We start from the raw sequence: 24,077 nt of genomic DNA, 5'->3' as shown, positions 1-24,077 counted from the left end.
GGAAACGGCGTCCCCGGGCCGCGGGGGCGCCGTTTCCGCTATTTCAGGAGCTTGAGCAGGTTCAGGGCCTCGTGCAGGTCGGTGGCGACGAGCGCGCGCGTGCCCTGCGGCAGCGGGCCGGCGTCCGGCGGCACGAGGGCCTTGGTGAAGCCGAGCCGGGCGGCCTCGGTGAGGCGGCGGCCGACGCCGTTGACGCGGCGCAGCTCCCCCGACAGGCCGACCTCGCCGACCACGACCAGGTCGTGAGGCAGGGGCAGGTCGGTGGCCGCCGAGGCGACCGCCAGCGCCACCGCGAGGTCCACCGCGGGTTCGACGAGCCGCATCCCGCCGACGGTGGCGGTGAACACGTCCTTGTTGCCCAGCCCGACCCGGCCGCGCTTCTCCAGCACCGCGAGGACCATGGCGAGGCGGGCCGAGTCGAGCCCGCTCACCGCTCGTCGCGGCGCGGGCAGCGCGGTCGGGGTGACCAGCGCCTGCACCTCGCCCAGCATGGGCCGCTTGCCCTCCACGACGACCGTGACGGCGGTGCCGGACACCGCCTGGTCGCGGCGGTGCAGGAACAGGCCCGACGGGTCGGGGACGCCCGCGATGCCGTCGTCGCGCAGCTCGAAGCAGCCGACCTCGTCGGCGGGCCCGAACCGGTTCTTCACGCCGCGCAGCAGGCGCAGCGACGAGTGCCGGTCGCCCTCGAACTGCAGCACCACGTCCACCAGGTGCTCCAGCACGCGCGGCCCGGCGACCGAGCCCTCCTTGGTCACGTGGCCGACCAGCACGACGGGCAGCCCGCGTTCCTTGGCGACCGCGATCAGGCCAGCCGTGACGGCGCGGACCTGGCTGACCCCGCCGGGCGCGCCGTCCACCGCCGGCGAGGACATGGTCTGCACGGAGTCGACGATGAGCATGCTCGGCTTGACCGCGTCGACCTGGCCGAGGACGGCGGAGATGTCGCTCTCGGCGGCCAGGTAGATCTCGTCGTGCAGGTTGCCGGTCCGGTCCGCCCGCAACCGCACCTGCCCCGCCGACTCCTCGCCGGTGACGTAGAGGCAGCGGCCGACCGACAGCGCCCACTGGTGGGCGACCTCCAGCAGCAGCGTCGACTTGCCGACGCCCGGCTCGCCCGCCAGCAGCACCACGGCGCCCGGCACGAGGCCGCCGCCGAGGACCCGGTCCAGCTCCAGGACACCGGTCGAGACGGCCCGCGCGGACTCGATGTCGACCTGCGCGATGGGCCGGGCCTCGCTGCTCGGCGTGCCCGCGAGGAACCGGGGGGCGGCCGAGGCGCCCCGCTCCTCCACCGTGCCCCACGCCTGGCACTCCGGGCACCGCCCGACCCACTTGGCCACCTCGTGCCCGCACTCGGCGCACCGGTACGTCGCCCTGGCCACCCGTGCTGTCTTCGCCACGACACGGAGGCTATCCGGCACCCCCGACACCCCATCGCCGGCTCGTGCCCGCCCGGCGCGGGACGTGCCGGCCTCCGGCGACGGCGGGCCCGCCAGTCCCACGTGGACCCGCGTCACCCGGAACGCAAGCGCGCCGCACGCCTCCTGTCCACAGATCGCCGATCGCCCCTGGGCCTTCCCGGCGGCGGCGGGCAGAATAAAAGCAGGGGTCCCCTGGGCGGGGACCCCTGCGTGGCTTGCGGTGCGGTGGTGCGGTCAGTGCTCCGAGGGCGCGTCCGCGCGCGGTTCCGGGGAGGCGCCGATCGGCAGTTCCAGGGTCACTTCGCCGGCCTGCTCGAACAGGAACGTGACCTTGATCGTCTGGCCCGGCCGCAGCGGCTTCGCCAGGCGCTTCAGCACGATCTTCACCACGCCCGGCTCGGTCGGGTCGACGGACGACGGCAGCTTCGTGCCCGTCGTCGGCGGGCTCGACACGGAGGTGCCGCTGCCCGACGTGGTCGTGCCCGTCGTGCCGGTCGTGGTGGTCGTCGCCGAGGCCGCGCCGGACGGCGTGGTCGTGGTGGTCGTGGTCGCGGCGTGCGAGTCCGACGGCGCGTGCGAGCCCGAGGTCGCGGACGAGGACGCCGACTTGGACGTCGTCGTGGCGTGGCTGCCCGCGTCGTCCTGGTCGGCGCCGCTGACGATGGCCGACGACGGCTCCAGCCGGGTGTCGCCGGTGATCTCGGCCGGCGCGGAGAACTCGCTGGTCACACCCAGCAGCTTGTCCACCGCGGTGCCGTTGTTGGCGATCACGACCACGATCGGCGCGTCGTCGCCCTCCTCGTAGAACCCGTGCGCCGACGGGAACAGGAACTGGGCGTCGCGGACGGCGATGTCGCCGACCTGCCCGTTGGCCCCGTTGACGACGGCCACCTGGGTGTCCGTCTGCGTGATCTGACCTGCGCTGCAACCTGCGGCGACCAAGCCGAGGCCGGTCGCCAGGGCGGCCACGACGGCCAGGCGGCGCGGCGCTGGTGACTTCTGGAGTGCGCGACCCACGGCTGCTCGGATCCCTTCCCGGTGTGCTGACGAGGCGGGTCGTACCCGGTAGTAGCGGGTCCGACCACCAGTCCAGGAGCCTAACCGGGTGCCCCCGGACCTGCGGCATGTGGTGCCCCACAGCGGGCCGGGACCCCGCCGCGCCCGTCCACAGTGGAGCAAGATCGACCACGGGCGTTGCATGCGACCGGGTGATTTGTCAACCCCCCACGCGGCCCTGACCAGCGCTAACTGATCTCAACAGGCCGATGAGGGGATTGCCCGTCGTGTTAGGATGGGGTTAGCGAAAGGGGCAGAGGACACATGGTTTTCAAGGTCGGAGAGACCGTCGTCTACCCGCACCACGGTGCCGCTCTCATCGAAGCAATCGAGACCCGTGTGATCAAGGGCGAGGAGAAGAAGTACCTCGTCCTCAAGGTCGCCCAGGGCGACCTCACGGTTCGCGTCCCCGCCGACAACGCCGAGATCGTGGGCGTTCGTGACGTCGTCGGCCAGGAGGGTCTTGACAAGGTCTTCGAGGTCTTGCGTGCTCCCCACACGGAGGAGCCGACCAACTGGTCCCGGCGGTACAAGGCCAACCTGGAGAAGCTCGCGTCCGGTGACGTGAACAAGGTGGCCGAAGTGGTGCGCGACCTCTGGCGGCGCGAGAAGGATCGCGGACTGTCCGCTGGTGAGAAGCGGATGCTGGCGAAGGCTCGACAGATACTGGTTAGCGAACTGGCGCTGGCCGAGGGCACCGACGAGGACAAGGCCGAAGTGCTCCTCGACGAGGTCCTGGCTACCGCGTCCTGATCGTTCCACCCACCACCTCGGACATCGCGAACATGGGTGTGGTCGCGCTCGTGCCCGCGGCGGGCCGGGGTGAGCGGTTGGGCTATGGCATGCCCAAAGCGCTCGTGCCGGTCGACGGCGTTCCACTGCTCGTGCGCGCGGTGCGCGGCCTGTTCGACTCCGGTCGCGTGCGGCACGTCGTGATCGCCGCTCCGCCGTCCGATGTGGACATTGTGAGTACCGTCACCGCCCCGTTGGCCCCAGCCGACGGGGCGGTGCACGTCGTGGCCGGCGGCGCCGAGCGGTCGGACTCGGTGCGCCTGGCCTTAACGTACGCGCTGCGTGAGATCCCCGACACTTCCATCGTGCTCGTCCACGACGCGGCCCGCGCCTTCACGCCGCCCGCCGTGGTCGGCGCGGTGGTCGACGCCGTCGCCGCGGGTCACGCGGCCGTCATCCCCGTGCTGCCGGTCGCGGACACGGTCAAGCAGGTCGACGCGGACGGCGTGGTGGTCGCCACACCGGACCGGGCGGCGCTGCGCGTCGTGCAGACCCCGCAGGGCTTCGACGCGGCCGTGCTGCTGCGCGCCCACGAGGTGGCGCACCACGCCGGCCTGGGCGCCACGGACGACGCGGGGCTGGTCGAACGGCTCGGTGTGCCGGTCGTCACCGTGCCCGGGCACCCCGACGCCATGAAGATCACCACGAAGTTCGACCTGGCCGTGGCCGAGGCGCTGCTGGTCGGCACCCGAGGAGCACCGTGATCCCCAGAGTGGGCATCGGCACGGACGTCCACCAAGTGGAACGCGGCCGTGAGTGCTGGCTGGCCGGCCTGCGCTGGGACGACGCGGACGGCTGCGCCGGCCACTCGGACGGAGACGTCGCCGCGCACGCGCTGTGCGACGCGCTGCTGTCCGCCGCCGGGCTCGGCGACCTCGGCGCCGTGTTCGGCACGAGCGACCCGCGCTGGTCCGGGCGGCACGGCGTGGAGTTCCTGGCCGAGGCGCGCCGCCTGGTCGAGGAGGCCGGCTTCCGGGTCGGCAACGCGGCCGTGCAGGTCATCGGCAACGCGCCGAAGATCGGCAAGCGCCGCGACGAGGCGCAGCGGGTGCTGTCCGAGGCGGTGGGCGGCCCGGTGTCGGTCAGCGGCACGACCACCGACGGCCTGGGCCTGACCGGGCGCGGCGAGGGCATCGCCGCCGTGGCGACCGCGCTGCTGGTCCCACTAGCCTGACCCGCATGGCGGTCACCCTCAGCGCGGCGACGCGGGCCCTGGTCGACGGGCGCAACTACTGCGTCCTGGCCACGCTCAACGCGGACGGCAGCCCGCAGACATCGGTGGTGTGGGTCACCCGTGACGGTGACGACCTGCTGTTCTCGACGTTGCGCGACCGGGCGAAGGAGCGCAACCTCCGCCGTGACGCGCGGGCCGGCGCCAGCGTGTGGAGCAACGACGACCCGGAGGTGTGCGCGGAGGTCCGCGGCACCGTGACGATCGTCGAGGACGGGGGCCGCGCCCTGGCGGACTCCCTGTCGCGCAAGTACACGGGCGAGGACTTCCCGGCCGACGCGCCGGGCGGGGTCCGCGTGGTGCTCCGCCTGACCCCCACCAGGGTCACCGGCAACGCCGCTTGACGGCGGCGGCGCCTACGCCGGTCCGGTGAGGCTGCTCTCGGTCTGCGGGATACCCGAGACCTCCGATGTCCGGACCACGTAACGTGCGTTATGTGACGATCCGCGCCGTGCTCTTCGACTTCTCCGGCACCCTGTTCCGCTTGGAGCACGACTCGCTGGCCGCCCACGCGGAGCTGTTGCGGGCGCTCACCGCGCCCGTCGGCCTGGCGGAGGGGCTGGACCTCGACGAGGCGCAGTGGGAACGCCGCGACCTCGACCCCGACGCGCACCGCGACATGCACCTCGCCGTGCTGACGAAGGCGGGCGCGAAGGACCCGGCCAAGTTCTACGCCGACCTGTGCAGCCCGCCGTTCTGGCAGCCGTACCCGGACACCGCGCAGGCGCTGGGCACCGAGCTGCCGACCGCCGTGGTCAGCAACATCGCGTGGGACATCTCCGCCGTCTTCGCCCGGCACGGCGTCGAGAACCGGGTGGACGAGTTCGTGCTCTCCTACCAGGAGGGCTTCGTCAAGCCGGACCCGAAGCTGTTCCGGATCGCCTGCGACCGCCTCGGCGTGCACCCCACCGAGGCCCTCATGATCGGCGACAGCCCCGAGGCCGACGGCGGCGCGGCGGCGATCGGGTGCCAGGTCGAGTTCGTCGACCCGCTGCCGACCGGGAGCCGCCCGGAAGCTCTGCTGCAGGTGCTCCGCAAGCACATTTGACCGGGCGATTCAACCCCGGCTGGTCAACGCCCGTACCATCTTCACGTGAGCCTCCACCTTTTCGACACCGCGACCCGGTCGATGCGGGAGTTCGTCCCGCAGGTCAGCGGAACGGCGTCGATCTACGTCTGTGGGGCCACGGTGCAGGGCGTTCCGCACATCGGCCACGTGCGCAGCGGCCTCAACTTCGACGTGCTGCGGCGCTGGCTGGGCCGTGACGGCTCGACCGTGCGGCTGGTGCGCAACGTCACGGACATCGACGACAAGATCCTCACCAAGGCCGCCGAGCACGACGCCGAGTGGTGGGAGTGGGCCTACCAGCACGAAAGGGCGTTCGACGACGCCTACGACGTGCTGGGCTGCCTGCCCGCGTCCTACTCGCCGCGCGCGACGGGCCACGTCACGCAGATGGTCGAGCTGATGGACCGGCTGATCGGGAAGGGTCATGCGTACGCCTCCGACGGCGACGTGTACTTCTCGGTGACGTCGTTCCCCGAGTACGGGGCGCTGTCCGGGCAGAAGCTGGACGAGGTGCACCAGGGCGAGTCGGCGGCGACGGGCAAGCGCGACCCGCGCGACTTCACGCTGTGGAAGGCGGCGAAGCCGGGCGAGCCGTCGTGGCCGACGCCGTGGGGTCCGGGCCGGCCGGGCTGGCACCTGGAGTGCTCGGCGATGGCGACCGCGTACCTGGGCGGGACGTTCGACATCCACGGCGGCGGCATCGACCTGATCTTCCCGCACCACGAGAACGAGCAGGCGCAGTCGCGCGCGGCCGGCGACGGGTTCTCCCGCTACTGGATGCACAACGCCTGGGTGACGCTCAGCGGCGAGAAGATGTCGAAGTCGCTGGGCAACACGGTGACGATCCCGGCGATGCTGGAGCGGGTCCGCGCGCCCGAGCTGCGCTACTACCTCGTCGGCCCGCACTACCGGTCGACGATCGAGTACTCGCCCGAGGCGTTGGACGAGTCGGTGTCGGCGTACCGCCGGATCGAGTCGTTCCTGCGGCGCGTGGTCGAGCGCACGGGCGCCGTCGGCGCGGACGGCGAGCTGTCGCCCGCGTTCGTGACGTCGATGGACGACGACATGGGCACGCCCGGCGCGTTGGCCGCGATCCACAAGCGGGTGCGCGAGGGCAACACGGCCCTGGAGTCCGGGGACGACCTGGGCGCGCGTGCCGCCGCCGAGTCGGTGCGGGCGATGACCGGCCTGCTCGGGTTGGACCCGCTGTCGCCGCTGTGGCACGACGCCGCGGCCGGTGGCGCGGGCGGGCGGGCGCTGGGCGTGCTCGTGGAGCGGCTGTTGGAAGAGCGGTCGCAGGCCCGCAAGGACAGGGACTTCGCGCGCGCGGACGCGCTGCGCGATCACCTGCTGCTGGCCGGTATCGCCGTCGAGGACACCCCCGACGGTCCGTTGTGGACGTTGAAGGACGACTGAGCTCGTGGCTGGTAACTCCAAGCGCCGGGGCGCCATGCGCAACCCCGGCTCCAAGAAGGGCGCGGTCGTCGGTTCCGGCGGGCAGAAGTCGAAGGGCCTGCAGGGCAAGGGCCCCACGCCGAAGGCGACCGAACGGCCGAACCACCCCGCCTACAAGCGGGCGAACGCGGCGGCGAAGGCCGAGCAGGTGCGTTCGCAGCGGCGCAAGGCCGCCGAGAACGGCCCGGAGACCGTGGCCGGGCGCAACCCGGTGGTCGAGTGCCTGCGCGCCGGCATCCCGGCGACGGCGCTGTACGTGGCGCTGGGCATCGACGCGGACGACCGGGTCGCCGAGGCGGTGCAGCTCGCGGCGACGCGCGGCATCTCCGTGCTGGAGGTGCAGCGCGGCGAGCTGGACCGGATCACCGGCGGCGCGATGCACCAGGGGCTGGGTCTCCAGGTGCCGCCGTACGAGTACGCCGAGCCGCGCGACCTGCTCAAGATCGCGAACCAGTCCGGCCGGCCGCCGTTGCTGGTGGCGCTGGACGGGGTGACCGATCCCCGCAACCTGGGCGCCGTGGTGCGGTCGGCGGCGGCGTTCGGCGCGCACGGGGTCGTGCTGCCGCAGCGCCGGTCGGCGGGGATCACCGCCGTCGCGTGGCGGACCAGCGCGGGCACCGCGGCCCGGATGCCGATCGCGGTGGCGACCAACCTGACCCGCCAGCTCAAGGAGTGGGCCGACGCCGGCCTGATGATCATCGGTCTGGACGCGGACGGCGACGTCGACGTGGACGGCCTGGACCTGGCCACCGGCCCGCTGGTCGTCGTGGTCGGCTCCGAGGGCCGCGGCCTCTCCCGCCTGGTCAAGGAGACGTGCGACCAGACGGTCTCCATCCCCATGTCCGCCGGCGTGGAGTCGCTGAACGCCTCCGTCGCCGCCGGCGTCGTCCTGGCCGAGATCGCCCGCCGCCGCCGCCTCGAGCTCCGCGGCTGACCAGCCACATACGGCTGCGCAGGGGTCCCCACCAAGGGACCTCTGCTCTGGTCCCGCCAAGGTCGTCACCTGGCCGGTGTCGACCGGGTGGGATCGGGCACCTGAGGTCGGCCACGTCCGCCGGTGTGCTCCTCGGACCGTTCGGGTGATCCTCGCCGGAGCACCGGTCCGGGGACGCGGACCCGACCGGGACACCTGCGGTTGCCGGCCGGCACCGCCTCGACGTTCACGCTGACCGGTCACACCATCGGCTGCGCAGGGGTCCCCGCCAAGGGGACCCCTGTTTTTGATCCTGCCAGGTCGGACCGACGATGTCGGGCGGTCGGGGGCGGCCTGTGGACAACTCCGGCGGTGGATGTCCGGCCCCGCGAGTCGGGTGATCATGGTTTGTGGGCCGGGCGTTCGAGGTCCCGCGAGTCGAACGGCAGAGGGCCGTGCGGCGAGGGCCGGGGCCTGCGAGTCGAACGGTCGAGGCCTGTGCGGTGGGCGGTCGAGGGTGGGGCGGTGTGAGGTGGGGCTGTTTGTGGGAGATCGGGACCGGTGGGGTGTGAGCGGCGGATAAGGTCTGCGGCGATGTCCTTCGCCAGCCCGTTGTTCCTGTGGTTCTTCCTCCCGGTCGTGCTCGCGACCGTCCTCGTCACGCCCAGGAACTGGCGCAACGGCGTGGTCGCCGTGGCGAGCCTGCTGTTCTACGTCTCGGGCGCGGGCGGCACGACGTTGTTGCTGCTCGGCTGCATGGTGGTCAACTACCTGGCCGGGCGGCGGCTGGAGCCGGGTGCGCCGGGTGACCGCAGGCTGGTGCTGGTCGGCTCGATCGCGCTGAACCTGGGTGTGCTGCTGGTCTGGAAGTACGCCGGGTTCGCCACCGGGCAGCTGCACGACATCGCCGCCGTCGTCGGCGCCGACCTGCCGGTGGTCGAGCTCGCGCTGCCGATCGGCATCTCCTTCTACACCTTCCACCACATCTCGTACGTGGTCGACGTGTACCGGGGTGAGCGCCCGGCCCTGCGGGAACCGGTCGCGTTCGTCACCTACATCGCGATGTTCCCGCAGCTCGTGGCGGGCCCGATCGTGCGGTTCCGCGAGATCGCCGACCAGCTCCCGCAGCCGCGCCTGCACCGCTGGGACGACGTCGCGGCCGGCTTCCCCCGGTTCGCCCTCGGCCTGTGCAAGAAGGTGATCATCGCCGACTCGCTCGCGCCGATGGTCGACGCCTGCTTCGCCACCCCGGCCGACGAGATGACCACGTCCATCGCCTGGCTCGGGGCGATCGGCTACACGCTCCAGCTCTACTTCGACTTCTCCGGCTACTCCGACATGGCCATCGGCCTGGGCCGGATGCTGGGCTTCCGGCTGCCGGAGAACTTCGCCCGCCCGTACTCGTCGGTCACGATCACCGAGTTCTGGCGCCGCTGGCACATGTCGCTGTCGCGCTGGTTCCGCGACTACGTCTACATCCCGCTGGGCGGCAACCGCGGCGGCGTGCTCCAGACCTACCGCAACCTGTCGATCGTTTTCGTGCTCACCGGTTTCTGGCACGGGGCCAACTGGACGTTCCTCGTGTGGGGTGTGTTCCACGGCGGACTGCTCGTGCTGGAACGCCGATTCGGCTGGGATTCGGCGCTGGTCACTACGCGTACCCGAATTGCCCGGCGGGTCTTGACCATGCTGCTGGTGGTAATCGGCTGGGTGTTCTTCAGATCCGCCGATCTCGGTACGGCGTTCACAATCATCGGCCACATGCTGTTGCCGGATTTCGGCGGGTTGACCGACGCGGTCGCGGCCGCGGCGACCAATCAGCGCATTGTGCTGCTGGTGCTCGCGCTGGCGATTGTCGCAATGCCCGATCATCCGGTGAGCGGGCCGTACCTGGAGTCTTCCCGGGACAAGGTCGCCACCGCGGCCAGGATCTCGCTGATGACGGTGGGCGTGGGCTACGCGGCGATCCTGGTGGCCAGCGGCACGTTCAGCCCGTTCCTCTACTACCAGTTCTGAAGATCGACACGCGGGCGATGTTCAACAATTGACGGAGCCGCCGGCGGACGGGCGGTCGGCGACCGCAGGAACGCGCTGGCCCGGTCGGACCAGCCCCTCGGTACCCAATGGCGGCCGTGGTCGACGTAGGGTAGGCGAGGATTGCTCACGCCGGGTCACCTACCGTCAACTGTCAAGAATAAGTGGGCGATTTTTCGCTGTTGCAACTACTTTATGTAACCGACCTGCTCCGTTCGGGTACACAGTGTGGTAGGACAGAGATTGCACATCCGGCAGCTTCTACCGTGCTAACCGAGGGAATTGTTACTTCGGGTGGGGGTAACGTGACTCACTCATCGGGGCCGACCAACCTGGGGGAGTTGTGACTTCCGGGGGGACCATCCGCGCGCTCGTGGGCAACCGCGAGTTCCGCGGCATGTGGATCGGCTCGACGGTGTCCACCGTCGGCGATCAACTCGCCGCGGTCGCGCTCTCCCTCTTGGTGTTCGAGCGCACCCAGTCCGCCGCGTGGACCGCCCTCACGTGGTCGTTGACGCTGTTCCCGCCGCTGGTCTCCGGCCCGCTGCTGGGCTGGCTCGCGGACCGGTTCCCCCGCCGCACGGTGATGGTGTGGTGCGCGTGGTTGCAGGCCGTCCTGGTGGGCCTGATGGCCATTCCCGGCTCGCCGCTGTGGCTGATGATCGTGCTGCTGGTGGTCGTGCTGATGATCTCGTCGCCGTTCCTGGCGGCGCAGGAGGCGAGCCTGCCGCACGTCCTGCCGGACAAGCGCTACGACGACGGCGTGGCCCTGTTCGGCACGTCGGTGGACGTCGCCCAGATGGTCGGCCTGGCCGCCGCCGGGTTCCTCGTCACGAACGCCGGCGCCAACGTCGCGCTGGCCATCGACGCGGCCTCGTTCGTGTGGGTGGCGATCCTGGTGCAGCTGTCGGTGAAGCACCGGCCGGCCGCGGACCCGCGCGGCACGAAGCGGGACCCCGAAGGCCCCAAGGGCGCGTTCACGCTCCTGGTGACCGAGCCGCGGCTGCGGAGCCTGATGGGCATGCGCCTGCTGGCCGGTCTCGCGATGGTCCCGGAGGGACTCGCCGTGCCCCTGGCGGCGAGTCTGGACGCGGTGTGGGCCGTCGGCCTGATCCTGGCCATCGAGCCCGCCGCCAACGTCCTCGGCGTGGCCGTGCTGTTCCGGGTGGTGCGCGATCCCGCGAAGCGCGAGCGGCTCATCGGCCCGCTCGCCATACTGTCCTTGGCCCCTCTGGTCATGTTCGCGCTGAACCCGAACCTGACCTGGACCATCGCCCTGCTGGTGATCGCCGGCATGGCCGGTGCGTACCACACGCCCGCGCGCTCGGCGTGGATGCGCATCCTGCCCGACGCCTACCGCGGTCGCGCGTACGGCATCGGCCGTGCCGCTCTGCGCTCGTCGCAGGGCGGCGGGATGGCGTTGGCCGGTGTCGTGGCGCACACGGTCGGCTCGGTCACCGCGACGATCGCGGGTGCAGGCGGCATCGGGCTGTTGCTGGCCACGCAGGCGACCGTAGCCTGGCGACGGGCCCGCACCCGGGACGACCCGAAAGCGGTGGCGATCTGAAACGGACTCATCACATATCGCGATTGTCAAACATGAAGGACCCCTCGGCTGCGGCCCGCTAGCCCGCGGGCACGTACGGTGAACATTCGGTCCGGGATGGAGGGAGCGGCTCACATGTCGCGGTTGCGCATGGCGAACACCTCCTCAGTGCGCATCTCGGGCACGGACGTGCCGCTGCGAACGGCGTTCGCCACGCGGCGCCGGGCAGAGGGTAGGGGGTCGTGGTGGAGAACAGTTTGACTGACCAGAAGGCCTCTGGGGCAGTCGGCCGGCCCTCGATTCGCAACTGGGATCTGTGGACGTTGCGACCGGCCGCGCTGGTGTACTTCTTCTTCATCGAATCGGCGGTAGCGGCTGCCGCCATTTGGCTGCTCACCGGCCTCGGCTCGATCTCGAACGCCGACTGGCTCCGATTCGGCGCGGTGATGTTCGCGGTCACCGTCCACCTCATGATCGTCCGCCGGGCCGAGGAGTCGCGCCGCAACGAGTCGGCCGGTCCGCACATCGACCTGACGTCGGTCTGGACGTTCGCCGCCGCCATCGCGCTGCCGGGGGCGCTGGCCGTGCTCGTCACGATCTGGATGCGGATCCTGATCCAGCCGATCGCCCGCCGCCAGCCGTACCGGTTCGTGTTCAGCTCCGCGAGCATCCTCGGCGGCACCATGCTGGCCTGGGCCGTGGTGCACCTGTCCGGGCTGTCCCTGCTGGCCACCGGCGTCATCCCGACCGACCTGGGCCTGGTGCTCGTGCTCATCGCGGCCGCCCTGGTCAACTGGGGCGCGCAGGGCATGAACATCGCCGTCGCGTTGAAGATCGTCACCCCGCACACCCGCATCCAGGAGTTCCTGGGCTCGCGCGCGGACAACATGCTGGAGCTGAGCACGCTCGGCGCGGGCGCCATGCTCGGCATGCTGATGACCACCCACTGGGTGGGTCCGCTGCTGCTGGTCTTCCCGGTGATCCTGGTGAACTCGCTGCTCTACCACGCCGCGCAGCGGCGGGCGCACCTCGAGCGGCTGCTGCGCGAGCAGGAGCAGCTGCAGGCGCGGCTGGCCGAGGACGCGCACACCGACTACCGGACCGGGCTGCTCAACACCAACGGCCTGGCCGAGTACGGCGGCAGGCTCACCGACCGGTGCCGCCACGACAACCAGCCGGTGACCGTGCTGGCCATCGACCTGGACCACTTCAAGCGGATCAACGACACCTGGGGCCACCCGGCGGGCAACGCCGTGCTGGCCGAGGTCGGCCGGATCCTGCGGGAGAAGCTGCGGCCGGGCGACGTGGCCGGGCGCGACGGCGGCGAGGAGTTCGTCGTGGTGCTCGCCGACACGGGCCTGGCCCAGGGCACGGCCATCGCCGAACGGGTGCGCGAGGCGATCGGCGAGATGTCCGTGATGACCACCGACAAGCACCGCAACACCGTGACCCTGCGGGGCCGGAACCTGCCGTTGACGCCGGACGGGCCGGAGGTGCGCGCCATCTCGGCGTCCATCGGCGTGGCCGTGCTGCCGGACAACGGCGAGTGCCTCCAGGACGCGCAGCACTTCGCCGACGCGGCGCTCTACGCGGCCAAGGAGAACGGGCGCAACCAGGTGCGGGTGGCCGGCGGCGAGATCCGGCTGCTGCCCGCGCCGCGAGGCGACCAGCCGGTGGCGGAGGGCGCGGCCGCGCCCGACCAGGCGGCGTCCGCCGAGGTCACCCGCACCGCGTAAGTCCTCGAGGTCCCCGGCGCGACCGGCGTCCGGGGCGGGGGTGCGGCGGGCTTGCCGGCGTGGCGCGGAAACGCGCGAGGCGCGACCGAGCCCGCCACCGCGACCGCGGTGGTCCGCCGACGTGGTCCTCATGCTGCGCATGGCACCCGTGTCTCCGCGCGGCCCGCGTCCCGCGACCGGGCCTCTGGTGCCCCCTACAGCCGCGAGTACCCACTGGCGGCCGGTCCTAAACGTATTACTGGACTCTTTCCCGTTTGCCGCTCATCAGCCGGCAGACCAGGTAGATCAGGAACGAGACCGCGGTGACGAACGCGCTCACCGGCATGCCGGGAGCGAGCGACAGGAGCATCCCGCCGAGCACGGACACCTCGGCGAACACCACGGCCAGCACGGTGGCCCGCACCGGGCTCGCGGTGACCCTGGTGGCCGCCGCCGCCGGCGTGATCATCAGCGACAGCACGAGCAGCGCGCCCACCAGCTGCACGCTCAACGCCGTCGCCACGCCCACCAGCACCGCGAACACCACCGACAGGGTCCGCACCGGCACGCCGCGCGCCACCGCCACCGCGGCGTCCACGCTGGCGAAGTGCAGCGGCCGGTAGATGACCGCCAGCACGGCCAGCACGGCGACCGACGCGCCGATGAGCAGCCACAGGTCGGTCGAGCCGACGCTGACCACCTGACCGGTCAGCAGGCCGAACTTGTTCGCCGCACGGCCGTTGTAGAGGGCCAGGAACAGCACGCCCAGGCCCAGGCCGAACGCCAGGATCGCGCCGATCACCGAGTCGCGGTCCGAGTCGCGCGTGCTGAGCAGGCCGAGGAGCAGCGCGGCGACGACCGACCCGGCCAGCGCGCCGTACCCGACGCCGACCCCGAGCAGCAGGGCCGCCGCGCCGCCGGTGAACGCCAGCTCGCTCGTGCCGTGCACGGCGAACGCCATCTTGCGGGTCACCACGAGCGGGCCGAGCAGCCCCGCCACCAGCCCGAGCACGGCGCCCGCGATGAGCATCGGCTGGACGTAGCGCAGCAGGTCGAGCGTCTGCCCGAGGTCGAAGAAGTTCTCCATCAGCCCTTCATCCCGCCACGTGGTGCGGCTCGTCCTCGCACACGTGCTGCGCGCCGACCACGTGGATCTGGTCGCGCACGCGGACCACTTCGACGTTCGTGCGGTACAGCTCGGTCAACGTCCGCGAGGTCATCACCTCGGCGGGCGGGCCGATCCGGAACCGGCCCTCGACCAGGTACAGCACCCGGTCGACCAGCGGCAGGATCGGGTTGATCTCGTGGGTCACGAACAGCACGGCCGTGCCCTCGGCCCGGCGCCGGGCGTCGATCAGGTCGCTGACCACGCGCTGGTGCGCGAGGTCGAGCGAGAGCAGCGGCTCGTCGCACAGCAGCACCTCGGGGTCGCCGACCAGGGCCTGCGCCACCCGCAGCCGCTGCTGCTCGCCGCCGGAGAGCAGGCCGACGGGCTCGTCGGCGTACCTCGTCGCGCCGACCGACTCCAGCGCCGCGTCCACCCTGGCCCGGCGCTCGCGGCGGCCACCCCAGCCGATGCCCCAGCGGTGCCCGTCCAGGCCGAACCCGACCAGGTCGCGGCCGCGCAGCGCGAGGCTGGAGTCGATCGCCCGCTGCTGCGGGATGTAGCCGATGCGCCGGTTGCCGCCCGCGACCCGGACCGTGCCCGCGGACAGCGGCTGCAGGCCGAGCAGCACCCGGATGAGGCTGGTCTTGCCCGAGCCGTTGGGCCCGAGCACGGCCACGAACTCGCCGGGGGCGACGTCCAGGTCCAGCCCGTCCCACAGCACGCGGTCGCCGTAGGACAGCCGCGCGCCGCGCAACGCGACCGCCGCGCGCGTCGACTGGTCCGCCACCTGGGCCGTCCTGCCCGAAAGCGTCATGCGCCGAGCGCTCCCACCAGCGAGTCGACCTGCTTCGTCATCCAATCAAGGTAACCCGTGACGCCCTCGGGCAACGTCTCGGTCACCTCGGCGATGGGCACGCCCGCCGCCTTGGCCTGCTCGACGACCCGCTGCGTGCCCGCGTTCTCCGTCTGCGCGTTGTTGACCAGCGCGGCGACCTGCTTCTGCTCGATCAGGCGGGTGACGTCGGCGAGCGCGGCGGCGGGGATGTCGGTCTCGTTCTCCACGGCCTCGCTGAACGACTCCGGCGTGACGTCCTCGACGCCCGCGGTGTCGAGCAGGTAGTGGGCCACCGGCTCGGTCGCCACCACCTTCTTGCCCGCGCCCTTGCCCTCGACGCGCTGCTCCAGGTCGGTCAGCTCGGCGGTGAAGTCCTTCGCGTTGGCGTCGAAGGTCGCCTTCTTGTCCGGCGCGATGGCGCCGAGGTCGGCGGCGGCCTGGTCGGCGACCTTGCGGACGGTCTCGAAGTCGTACCAGACGTGCTCGTTGACGGCGTGGTCGTGGTGCTCCTCGCCCTCCGGCTCGGCGGACGCCTCGGGTTCCTCGTGCTCGGAGGCCTTGCCGGACACCGGGAACGCCTCGATCTTCTTGGCGCCCTCGGTCTCGGGGCCGAGCAGGGTGGCGAAGAAGTCGTCGTAGCCGCCGCCGTTGAAGATGACGAGCTTGGCGTCGCGCACCGCGGCCAGGTCGGACGGCTTGCTCTCGTAGGAGTGCGGGTCGCCGGACGGGTCGTCGATGATGGCGCTGACCTGCACGGCGTCCCCGCCGACGGCCTTCACCACGCTGCCCCACACGTTGGTGGAGGCGACGACCTTGATCGTGCCGTCGTTCGCGGCGGGGGTGTCCTGGGCACCGCAGGCGGTGAGGACGACGGCGGTCGCGGCGGCCACCGCGCCGAGCAACGCGTTGCGGACGGTCATCAGAGCACTCCTCGACAGGCTGACACATAGGCAATGGAAACCGTTGTCGAGTTCAGTTTAGAACGCTCCGCGACCGACATGTCCACCGACCGGGTGTTTTACACGCCACAGGGGCCACCTCACCGCGGCGCGGGAGGCGGCCCCTGCGGGCTCGACGATCGTCAGTCGGTCAGGCGGTGGCCCGACTCGGGGTGGAACAGGTGGACCTCGCTGGCGTCGCGCACGGCGACCTTGACGGTCTGGCCCAGGGTCGGCGGCGTCCGGCCGTCGACGCGGACCACGAACCGCTCGGGCACGTCGCCGATGCGGACCGAGCCGTGCATGAGCGCGTCCGCGCCCAGCTCCTCGACCAGCTCGACGGTCATGTCCATGCCCTGCTCCGAGGAGCTGACCAGCGCCAGCGACTCGGGCCGGATGCCGAACGTGACCTCGGACAGGCCCTCGCCCGCCGCCTTGTCCAGCGCGCGGCGCTCCAGCGGCACCACGATGCCGTCGAGCTTCGCGCCCTCCGACGTCAGCGGCACGGTCTTCAGGTTCATCGCGGGCGAGCCCATGAAGCCGGCGACGAACGCGTTGGCCGGCTTGTCGTACAGCGCGCGCGGGGTGTCGCACTGCTGGAGCAGGCCGTCCTTGAGCACGGCGACCCGGTGGCCCATGGTCATGGCCTCGACCTGGTCGTGCGTGACGTAGATCGTGGTCGTGTCCAGGCGGGCCTGGAGGGCGGCGATGTTCGCGCGGGTCTCCACGCGGAGCTTCGCGTCCAGGTTCGACAGCGGCTCGTCCATGAGGAACACGGAAGGCTCGCGGACGATCGCGCGGCCCATCGCGACGCGCTGCCGCTGACCGCCGGACAGCGCCTTCGGCTTGCGGTCCAGGTACTTCTCGAGGTCCAGCATCCTGGCCGCCTCGGCGACCTTCTCCCGGATCTCGGTCTTGTTGACGCCGCGCAGCTTCAGCGCGAAGCCCATGTTCTCCGCGACCGTCATGTGCGGGTACAGCGCGTAGGACTGGAACACCATCGCGATGTCGCGGCCCTTGGGCGGGACGTTGGTGACGTCCTTGCCGCCGATGTGGATGGCGCCCTCGTCGATGTCCTCCAGACCCGCGAGCATCCGCAGCGCGGTGGACTTGCCGGAGCCGGACGGACCGACCAGTACCAGGAACTCGCCGTCGGTGACGTCCAACGACAGCTCGTCGACCGCGCGGACCGGCGGGTTGCCGGAGAAGATCCGCGAAGCCTTGACGTAGGCGACCTCAGCCATGCCACGCACCTTTCACTACCAAGCTTTGCCGCAACGCTAGGGATTGCAAGCGCTTACGGGAACGGGTGAATTGGTCTAGTTCCGGATCGGTTCAGCGCCGGGGCCCGCCCGGCCGCTCCCCTGGCGCCCGCCGCCCGCCCGCCACCAGGTCCGGAGGGGCGGCGATCACCCGATCGAGACGCGCGGGCCAGGCCTTTGACCAGCGGTCTTACTGCTGGCGCGCCCGGTGCCGGCTCCCTAGCCTCTCCGCCATGAAGGTCATCAGCCAACGGGAGTTCGACCGGAACCCCGCGCAAGTCCTGGAAGCGCTCGAAGCAGGCGAGGCGTACCGCGTCATGGGCGAGGACGCGGAGGTCGTCGAACTCCGCCCACCGGGGCACGGGCAGACCTTGACCACCGATGAGGTCATCGAACTGGTCAAGGACCTGCCCGAGATCGACTACGCCCAGATGCGCGCGGAAGCGGACGAGTTCTTCGGCAACGAGGACCGCATCGGCGACGACGACCCCTCGGAGCGCCGTCGTGGCTGACCACCGGCCGACCGGCGTGCTCGACACCAACGTCTTCATCGACCTGGCGACGCTGGACCGGGCCGCGCTCCCGGAAGTCGCCGCGCTGACCACCATCACCCTGGCGGAACTGCAGCACGGCGTTGCGGCGGCGAAGGACTCGACGACCCGCGACGTGCGCACCAAGCGGCTGGGCGTGGCGATCGTCGGCTACGCCCCGCTGCCCTTCGACCGGCGGGCGTCCACCCGGTACGGCAGCCTCATCGGGCTGACGATCGCGGCCGACCGCGATCCCCGGTCGCGCAGGTTCGACCTGATGATCGCGGCCATCGCTTCGTGCCACGACCTGCCGCTCTACACCCGCAACCCGAAGGACTTCGTCGGGCTCGAGCAGTTGGTCGAGGTCATCGAGGTCTGAGCGGGAAGGGCCTCCGCGACGAGGCGGAGGCCCCCGCGGCTCAGCCCTTCACCGCGCCCGACGACAAGCCCGTCACCAGGAAGCGCTGCACCAGGTAGAACACGACGATCGCCGGGATCGCGACCAGGATCGAGGCCGCCGCCAGGTGACCCCACTCGGTCCGGTTCTGCTGCACGAACACCTGCAGCCCCACGGCCAGCGTCTTCGACTCGTCCGCCGCCGACAGGAACGCGGACGCGAACGCCACCTCGCCCCACGCCGTCAGGAACGCGTAGAACGCCGTCACGGCCAGGCCCGGCCGGGCCAGGGGCAGCACCAGCCGCCAGAACACGCCGAACGGCGTCAGGCCGTCCACCCGCCCGGCCTCGTCGATGTCGTTCGGGATGGTGTCGAAGTAGCCCTTCAGCATGTACGTGCAGAACGGCACGGCGGTGGTGCAGTAGACCAGCACCAGGCCGAGCGACGTGCCCTGCAGCCCGAGGGCCAGCAGGATGTTGTACAGCGGCACGATCAGCACCGCGAACGGGAACATCTGCACGACCAGGAACGACAGCATCAGCGACCGCTTGCCCGGGAACCGGAACCGCGACGCCGCGTACCCGGTCGTCGCGGACAGGAACACCGCGAGCACCGTGGTCATCAGCGCGATCAGGACCGAGTTCCCGAACCACGCCAGGAAGTCGCCCTTCTCGCCGGCCAGGATCCGCCCGTAGTTGTCCAGGCTGGAGTCGTTGACCAGCTTCGGCGTGGTCTCCACGGCCTTGGCGTCCGGCTTGAACGACGTCACCAGCACCCAGAACACCGGGAACACCGCGATCAGCGACGCCACGACCAGCGCGCCGTGCAGCCCTGCGCTGGCCAGCGGCGACCGTCGCGAGCGCGGACGCACGCGGGCCTGCGGGACCGCCTTCAACGAAGCGGCTTCGACCGTCATCACCACACCTCGCCTTGCTTGCGCAGCGCCCGCCGGTACACACCCGCGAACACGAGCAGCACGGACAGGATCAGCACGCCGTAGGTCGACGCCACCGCGAAGTCGCGGGACGCGCCGGAGAAGAACCGCTCGAACGCGTAGGTCACCAGGATGCGGGTGTTCGGGTTCGGCCCGGTGATCAGGTAGATGATCGCGAACATGTTGAACGTCCAGATGATGCCGAGCAGCACCACCGTGCTGGACACCGACCGCAGGCCGGGCAGCGTCACGTTGCGGAACCGCTGCCACGGCGTCGCGCCGTCCACCTCGGCCGCCTCGTAGAGGTCGCCGGGGATCGACTGGAGGCCGCCGAGCAGCGCCACCATCATGAACGGCACGCCGAGCCACACGTTGACGATGATCACCGCGACGAGCGCCCAGTCCGACTGGCCGAGCCACACCGGCGGGTCGTCCAGGCCGAGGAAGCGCAGGAACTGGTTGATGATCCCGTACTGCGCGTTGAACATGTACTTCCACGCGAACGCGCTGATGAACGCGGGCACGGCCCACGGCAGGATCAGCAGCACCCGGTACACCGCCCGGCCTCGCACCTCCCGGTTGAGCAGCAGCGCGAGGCCCAGGCCGATCGTGTAGTGGAAGAACACGCAGCCGAACGTCCAGATCAGCGTCCGCACCAGCGTCGACCAGAACGCGCCGTAGCTGGCGTCGCCGGACAGCACGTTCAGGTAGTTGTCGAGGCCAACGGAGACGTAGGTCGCCGGCCGGTCGAGGATCGGGTTGGCGATGTTGCCCTCGTTGATGTCGGTGAAGGTGAAGAACACGCCCTGGGCGAGCGGGAACAGCACCAACACCGCGATGACCACCACGACCGGCAGCACCATCGCGTACGCGTACCAGTGCCGGTCCAGGAACCTGCGCACCGAAGTCTCCCTTCGCCGCCCCGCGGCGCCCGGCCCGTGGTCGGACCGGGCGCCACGGGGGATGGTCAGCCGACGGTGTACTCGGGGACGACGGTGTCCTTGTACGACTTGGCCACCTCGTCCAGCGCCGTCTTGGCGTCCTTCTTGCCCGCCAGCACGTCGGCGTAGGCGATCTTCAGCGGGTCGAACAGCTGGCCGCCCTCGGGGATCCACGCGCGCGGGTGGGCGGCGGTGACGACCGGCTCGAACGCGGACACGACCGCGTTGGCCTTCACGTCGGCGTTCTCGTAGGCGGACTTGCGAGTGGGCAGCACGCCCAGCTCCTTGGCGATGCGCACCTGCGACTCGGTGCTGCTCATGCAGGCGATGAACTTGACCGACGAGTCCTTGGCCTTGGTGCCCTGCCGGATCACGTAGTCGTGGCCGCCGACCGGCGCGGAGCCCTTGCCCGCGGTAGCGCCGGGCACGGGCGCGATGCCCAGGTTGGCGGCGTCGGTGAACGCGGCGCCCTTGAGGTAGTCGGCGACCGACCACGGGCCGTTGACCACCATGGCGACCTCGCCCGAGGTGAACGCGGCCTGCATGTTGTTGTAGGAGTTCGACGGGTCCAGCGCGGTGGACGCGGCCTTGGCGTCGAGCAGGCCCTTGGCGGTCTCCAGCGCCTTCACGTTCTCCGCCGAGTTGACCACGATCTTCTTGGCGTCGGCGTCGACCAGGTCGCCGCCCTCGCCGTAGATGAACGGCAGCGCGTAGTACGCGTCGTTGTTGATGAAGATCGTCTTCTCGCCGCCGAGCTTGGCCGCGGCGGTCTTGACCTCGTCCCACGTCTTCGGCGGCTCGACACCGGCGTCGGCCAGCAGCTTCTTGTTGTAGAACAGCGCCAGCGAGTCGGTGACCTGGGGGACGCCGTAGGTCTTGCCGTCGTACTTGGTGGAGCCCAGCGGCGTGTCCAGGAAGTCCGACGTGTCGTTCGCCAGCTCGGTGCCGGCCAGGTCGGCGATGTAGCCCAGCTTGGCCAGCTGCGACACCCACGCGACCTCTGCCCGGAAGACGTCCGGGCCCTGGCCGCCCTGCGCGGCGGTGCGGTAGTTGTTCAGGGCCGCGTCGAAGGGCACGGTCTCGGTCTTGACCTTGTAGCCGCCCTTGGTCGCGCACTCCTGCGCGATCGCGGTGAACACGGGCCCCTCGTTCGGGCCGCTGGTGTCCCAGAAGGTGATCTCGCCGGAGTCGCCGGACGCCGATCCGCCGTCGCCACCACCGCACGCGGTGAGGACGAGGGCGGAGACGGCCGCCACTGCGGTCACGAGGGTGGTACGTCGCATCGTTGCTGTCGTCCCTCCTGCGGGCCTCCACCGTGATGAAGGCGCTTGCAAGAACTTGCGAAAAGGTTGACGCGGATTTCATCCCGCCGACCAGGGCCGGGTCAAGGGTCTTGACGTAACCAAGCCGTAACGGCGGCGTCTGACTGGGAGAAACCAAGGTGGGCGTTGCAAAAATTTGCCGCTGACGGCAGGCTGCACCTCACCCAAGAGTCTGCGAGGAGGCACGGTGTCCGGTCTGTCCGAGATCGCCAGGGCAGCCGGGGTGAGCATCTCCACGGTCAGCCGGGTGCTCAACCGCCGGGCGGGCGTGAACGACGAGACGCGCCAGCGCGTGCTCGCGGTGCTTGCGGAAATGCCTTACACACCGCGCGGGCTGGGCGCGTTGCAGCGGACCGGCGTGATCGGGCTGCTCGTGCCCGAGCTGTCGAACCCCGTGTTCCCGGCGTTCGCCGAGGCGCTGGAGGTGCGGGCCGCACGGCTGGGGTACTCGTCGCTGCTGTGCAACACGCGGGCCACCGGCGCGGGCGCGATGGGCGAGGAGGAGTACGTGCGGATGCTCCTGGCGCGCGGCGTCGAGGGCATGGTGTTCGTGTCGCCGGAGATCACCAACGTCGAGGTGCCGCTCGGCCAGGCGCCGCGCCCGTCGTACTACGCGAAGCTGCTGGCCGACGGCGTGCACATGGTGTTCCTCAACGGGGCGACGCCGTCGCTGGACGTGCCGGACGTGACCGTGGACGAGCAGCACGCGGGCTACGCGGCGACCCGGCACCTGGTCGAGCTGGGCCACCGGCGGATCGGGTTCGTGTCGGGGCCGGCGCGGTCGCTGCCGTCGCGGCTCAAGCGGGCCGGGTGGGCGGCGGCGCTGGAGGAGGACGGGCTGCCCGCGACGTCCGACTTCGTGGCGCACGCGCCGTTCGGGCCGGAGGGCGGGGCGGCGGCGGTGTCGACGCTGCTGGACACCGTGCGGCCGACGGCGGTGATCTGCTCGTCCGACCACATGGCGATCGGCGTGCTGCGGGAGGCGCACCGGCGCGGGCTGACCGTGCCGCGCGACCTGTCCGTGGTGGGGTTCGACGACATCCCGCTCGCGTCGTACTGCTCGCCGTCGTTGACCACGCTGGCGCAGCCGATCGAGGAGATGGCGGCGGCGGCCGTGGACGAGTTGGTGCACCGGCTCGACCCCGATCGGCGACGACGTCCGGCGGGGAATTACACGCGCGTTTTCCGACCGCGGTTGGTGGTGCGCGAGTCGTCCACTGAAGCCCCATTGGTTTAGACCATTGTACCCTGAGGTAACCCATCCTCATCTGCGGAGATGACGTTATAGAGGGACGCCGGTCACCCCCACTTCTGTAATTGGTTCTGAACCGTTACGGTCACTTCATGGCGCGGTCGATGCATGTGCGACGCCCCGCGACGCTCGCCTCACTGGCGGCGGAGCTGGGTGTTTCCCGGACAACGGTGTCCAACGCGTACAACCGTCCCGACCAGCTCTCGCCAGAGCTGCGACGCCGGGTGTTGGAGACAGCGAGACGACTCGGGTACCCGGGGCCCGACCCGGTGGCCCGTTCCCTGCGGACGAGGAAGGCCGGCGCGGTGGGCTTGCTGCTCACCGAGAACCTGTCCTACGCGTTCCGCGACCCGGCGGCGATCGGGTTCCTGGAGGGGTTGGCGCTCGCGTGCGAGGACGCCGGGACCGGGCTGCTGCTCGTGCCGGCGAACCCCGAGCGCGAGGACGTGGCGGCGGTCCACCGGGCTGGGGTGGACGGCTTCGTGGTGTATTCGGTGCCCGACGACGATCCCCACCTGGCGGCGGTGCTGGAGCGGCCGGTGCCGACGGTGGTGTGCGACCAGCCCGACCTCGGCAACGTCGACCGCGTCGGCATCGACGACCAGGCGGCCATGCACTCGTTGGCGCAGCACCTGATCTCGCTGGGGCACCGGCGGGTCGGCGTGGTGTGCATGCGCCTGGCCCGTGACCGCAACGACGACTTCGTCGTGCCGGAGCGGCAGCAGGCGGCGCACTTCCACGTGCAGCGGGCCCGGTTGGCGGGGTTGGCGCAAGCGTTCGCGTCGGTCGGCGTGGACTGGGAGACCGTGCCGGTGGCGGAGCGGTTCGACCACACCATGGCCTCCGGCGCGGCGGCGGCGGCGCAGGTGCTGGAGCGCGACCCGCAGATCACCGCGCTGATCTGCACGTCGGACATACTGGCTCTCGGCGCGATGGCGGAGGTCCAGCGGCGCGGTCTGCGCGTGCCCGCCGACATCACCATCACCGGTTTCGACGGCATCCGCGAAGCGGAGCAGGCCGGCCTGACCACGGTCCGCCAGCCCGTCCTGGAGAAGGGCCGCGCGGCCGGCAAGCTGCTCCTGGACTCGGCCGAGCGCACCCGTCCCCGGGCCGTCACCCTGTCCACCGAACTGATCCACGGCACCACCGCCGCTCCGCCTCGCGGAACGGCCGAGGAGCGCTGGTTCGGCCCGTGATCCCCGGTCCGGTCCGACTGCCATCGACCGGCCCACTCCCGTTCTCCACTCCCGCCCGTTCGCTCTCCACTCCCCGCCCGTTGCTCTTGAACGCTCCGCAGGGGTCCTCGGTCAGAGGACCCCTGCT

The 24,077-nt window shown here is 71.0% G+C and carries 23 protein-coding genes; 14 read left to right on the top strand and 9 right to left on the bottom strand.

Annotation, left to right across the window (positions count from 1 at the left end; translation table 11 throughout):
• Positions 1-38: 38 nt before the first annotated feature.
• Positions 39-1,403 (bottom strand): DNA repair protein RadA, encoded by a 1,365-nt coding sequence (gene radA, locus IOD16_RS38810; RefSeq protein WP_201438270.1) that lies wholly within the window; start codon positions 1,401-1,403, stop codon positions 39-41.
• A 255-nt stretch (positions 1,404-1,658) separates the two neighbouring features.
• On the bottom strand, positions 1,659-2,441 hold the full coding sequence (locus IOD16_RS38805) for a hypothetical protein (protein WP_201438269.1): 783 nt from the start codon (positions 2,439-2,441) through the stop codon (positions 1,659-1,661).
• A gap of 303 nt (positions 2,442-2,744) precedes the next feature.
• On the opposite strand from IOD16_RS38805, the gene IOD16_RS38800 reads away from it, so the two are divergent.
• From IOD16_RS38800 to IOD16_RS38755, 10 genes are all read left to right on the top strand, one after another.
• Complete coding sequence (locus tag IOD16_RS38800; protein WP_012782996.1) at positions 2,745-3,233, top strand: CarD family transcriptional regulator; 489 nt, start codon at positions 2,745-2,747, stop codon at positions 3,231-3,233.
• 32 nt (positions 3,234-3,265) lie between these two features.
• On the top strand, positions 3,266-3,976 hold the full coding sequence (gene ispD / locus IOD16_RS38795; protein ID WP_123744451.1) for a 2-C-methyl-D-erythritol 4-phosphate cytidylyltransferase: 711 nt from the start codon (positions 3,266-3,268) through the stop codon (positions 3,974-3,976).
• On the top strand, positions 3,973-4,446 hold the full coding sequence (gene ispF / locus IOD16_RS38790) for a 2-C-methyl-D-erythritol 2,4-cyclodiphosphate synthase (RefSeq protein WP_236594629.1): 474 nt from the start codon (positions 3,973-3,975) through the stop codon (positions 4,444-4,446). Before ispD ends, ispF begins: the two co-directional genes overlap by 4 nt.
• A gap of 5 nt (positions 4,447-4,451) precedes the next feature.
• The gene (locus IOD16_RS38785; RefSeq protein WP_201438268.1) at positions 4,452-4,847 is read left to right on the top strand and encodes a PPOX class F420-dependent oxidoreductase; all 396 of its coding nucleotides are present in this window, start codon (positions 4,452-4,454) and stop codon (positions 4,845-4,847) included.
• A gap of 92 nt (positions 4,848-4,939) precedes the next feature.
• Entirely contained in the window at positions 4,940-5,551 is a 612-nt protein-coding gene (locus tag IOD16_RS38780) for an HAD family hydrolase (RefSeq protein WP_123744453.1), read from the top strand.
• A gap of 45 nt (positions 5,552-5,596) precedes the next feature.
• Complete coding sequence (gene cysS, locus IOD16_RS38775; protein ID WP_201438267.1) at positions 5,597-6,988, top strand: cysteine--tRNA ligase; 1,392 nt, start codon at positions 5,597-5,599, stop codon at positions 6,986-6,988.
• A 4-nt stretch (positions 6,989-6,992) separates the two neighbouring features.
• A complete protein-coding gene (rlmB, locus tag IOD16_RS38770) occupies positions 6,993-7,961 on the top strand; it encodes a 23S rRNA (guanosine(2251)-2'-O)-methyltransferase RlmB (protein ID WP_201438266.1) in 969 nt (322 codons plus the stop codon).
• A gap of 573 nt (positions 7,962-8,534) precedes the next feature.
• Positions 8,535-9,956, top strand: coding sequence for an MBOAT family O-acyltransferase (locus IOD16_RS38765; protein WP_201438265.1), 1,422 nt, complete (start codon positions 8,535-8,537; stop codon positions 9,954-9,956).
• A 361-nt stretch (positions 9,957-10,317) separates the two neighbouring features.
• Positions 10,318-11,541 carry an MFS transporter gene (locus tag IOD16_RS38760; protein WP_123744457.1) on the top strand — a complete coding sequence of 408 codons (1,224 nt, stop codon included), beginning with the start codon at positions 10,318-10,320 and terminating at the stop codon, positions 11,539-11,541.
• Between the two features lie 236 nt (positions 11,542-11,777).
• Positions 11,778-13,256 (top strand): GGDEF domain-containing protein, encoded by a 1,479-nt coding sequence (locus IOD16_RS38755; RefSeq protein WP_236594628.1) that lies wholly within the window; start codon positions 11,778-11,780, stop codon positions 13,254-13,256.
• A gap of 235 nt (positions 13,257-13,491) precedes the next feature.
• Here the strand turns inward: IOD16_RS38755 and IOD16_RS38750 are convergent, their stop codons facing one another.
• The 4 genes from IOD16_RS38750 to IOD16_RS38735 form a co-directional block, all read right to left on the bottom strand.
• The gene (locus IOD16_RS38750) at positions 13,492-14,322 is read right to left on the bottom strand and encodes a metal ABC transporter permease (protein ID WP_123744459.1); all 831 of its coding nucleotides are present in this window, start codon (positions 14,320-14,322) and stop codon (positions 13,492-13,494) included.
• 7 nt (positions 14,323-14,329) lie between these two features.
• Positions 14,330-15,157 carry a metal ABC transporter ATP-binding protein gene (locus IOD16_RS38745; protein WP_123744460.1) on the bottom strand — a complete coding sequence of 276 codons (828 nt, stop codon included), beginning with the start codon at positions 15,155-15,157 and terminating at the stop codon, positions 14,330-14,332.
• A complete protein-coding gene (locus IOD16_RS38740) occupies positions 15,154-16,098 on the bottom strand; it encodes a metal ABC transporter solute-binding protein, Zn/Mn family (protein ID WP_201438263.1) in 945 nt (314 codons plus the stop codon). Before IOD16_RS38740 ends, IOD16_RS38745 begins: the two co-directional genes overlap by 4 nt.
• Before the next feature lie 161 nt (positions 16,099-16,259).
• The gene (locus IOD16_RS38735) at positions 16,260-17,360 is read right to left on the bottom strand and encodes an ABC transporter ATP-binding protein (RefSeq protein ID WP_123744462.1); all 1,101 of its coding nucleotides are present in this window, start codon (positions 17,358-17,360) and stop codon (positions 16,260-16,262) included.
• A gap of 251 nt (positions 17,361-17,611) precedes the next feature.
• Here IOD16_RS38735 and IOD16_RS38730 point away from each other — a divergent pair, with 251 nt between their 5' ends.
• Both IOD16_RS38730 and IOD16_RS38725 read left to right on the top strand, forming a co-directional pair.
• Positions 17,612-17,890: a PhdYeFM domain-containing protein gene (locus IOD16_RS38730; RefSeq protein ID WP_201438262.1), complete on the top strand. Its 279-nt coding sequence runs from the start codon at positions 17,612-17,614 to the stop codon at positions 17,888-17,890.
• Positions 17,883-18,287 carry a type II toxin-antitoxin system VapC family toxin gene (locus IOD16_RS38725; protein WP_236594627.1) on the top strand — a complete coding sequence of 135 codons (405 nt, stop codon included), beginning with the start codon at positions 17,883-17,885 and terminating at the stop codon, positions 18,285-18,287. The genes IOD16_RS38730 and IOD16_RS38725 overlap by 8 nt, the downstream gene beginning before the upstream one ends.
• Positions 18,288-18,327: 40 nt before the next feature.
• Here the strand turns inward: IOD16_RS38725 and IOD16_RS38720 are convergent, their stop codons facing one another.
• The 3 genes from IOD16_RS38720 to IOD16_RS38710 form a co-directional block, all read right to left on the bottom strand.
• Entirely contained in the window at positions 18,328-19,221 is an 894-nt protein-coding gene (locus tag IOD16_RS38720; protein WP_201438261.1) for a sugar ABC transporter permease, read from the bottom strand.
• On the bottom strand, positions 19,221-20,141 hold the full coding sequence (locus tag IOD16_RS38715; protein ID WP_425471235.1) for a carbohydrate ABC transporter permease: 921 nt from the start codon (positions 20,139-20,141) through the stop codon (positions 19,221-19,223). Before IOD16_RS38715 ends, IOD16_RS38720 begins: the two co-directional genes overlap by 1 nt.
• Positions 20,142-20,206: 65 nt before the next feature.
• Positions 20,207-21,463, bottom strand: coding sequence for an extracellular solute-binding protein (locus IOD16_RS38710; RefSeq protein ID WP_123744466.1), 1,257 nt, complete (start codon positions 21,461-21,463; stop codon positions 20,207-20,209).
• Positions 21,464-21,689: 226 nt separating this feature from the next.
• Between IOD16_RS38710 and IOD16_RS38705 the strand changes: the two genes are divergently transcribed.
• Together IOD16_RS38705 and IOD16_RS38700 are read left to right on the top strand one after the other, a co-directional pair.
• Positions 21,690-22,739 (top strand): LacI family DNA-binding transcriptional regulator, encoded by a 1,050-nt coding sequence (locus IOD16_RS38705; RefSeq protein ID WP_201438260.1) that lies wholly within the window; start codon positions 21,690-21,692, stop codon positions 22,737-22,739.
• 107 nt (positions 22,740-22,846) lie between these two features.
• Complete coding sequence (locus IOD16_RS38700; protein ID WP_123744468.1) at positions 22,847-23,950, top strand: LacI family DNA-binding transcriptional regulator; 1,104 nt, start codon at positions 22,847-22,849, stop codon at positions 23,948-23,950.
• Positions 23,951-24,077 lie beyond the last annotated feature (127 nt).

This window comes from Saccharothrix sp. 6-C (assembly GCF_016695385.1).
Classification (GTDB): domain Bacteria; phylum Actinomycetota; class Actinomycetes; order Mycobacteriales; family Pseudonocardiaceae; genus Actinosynnema; species Actinosynnema texasense.
Note: the sequence above shows the minus strand (reverse complement) of the source record. Positions and strands in the feature narration are given on the sequence as shown.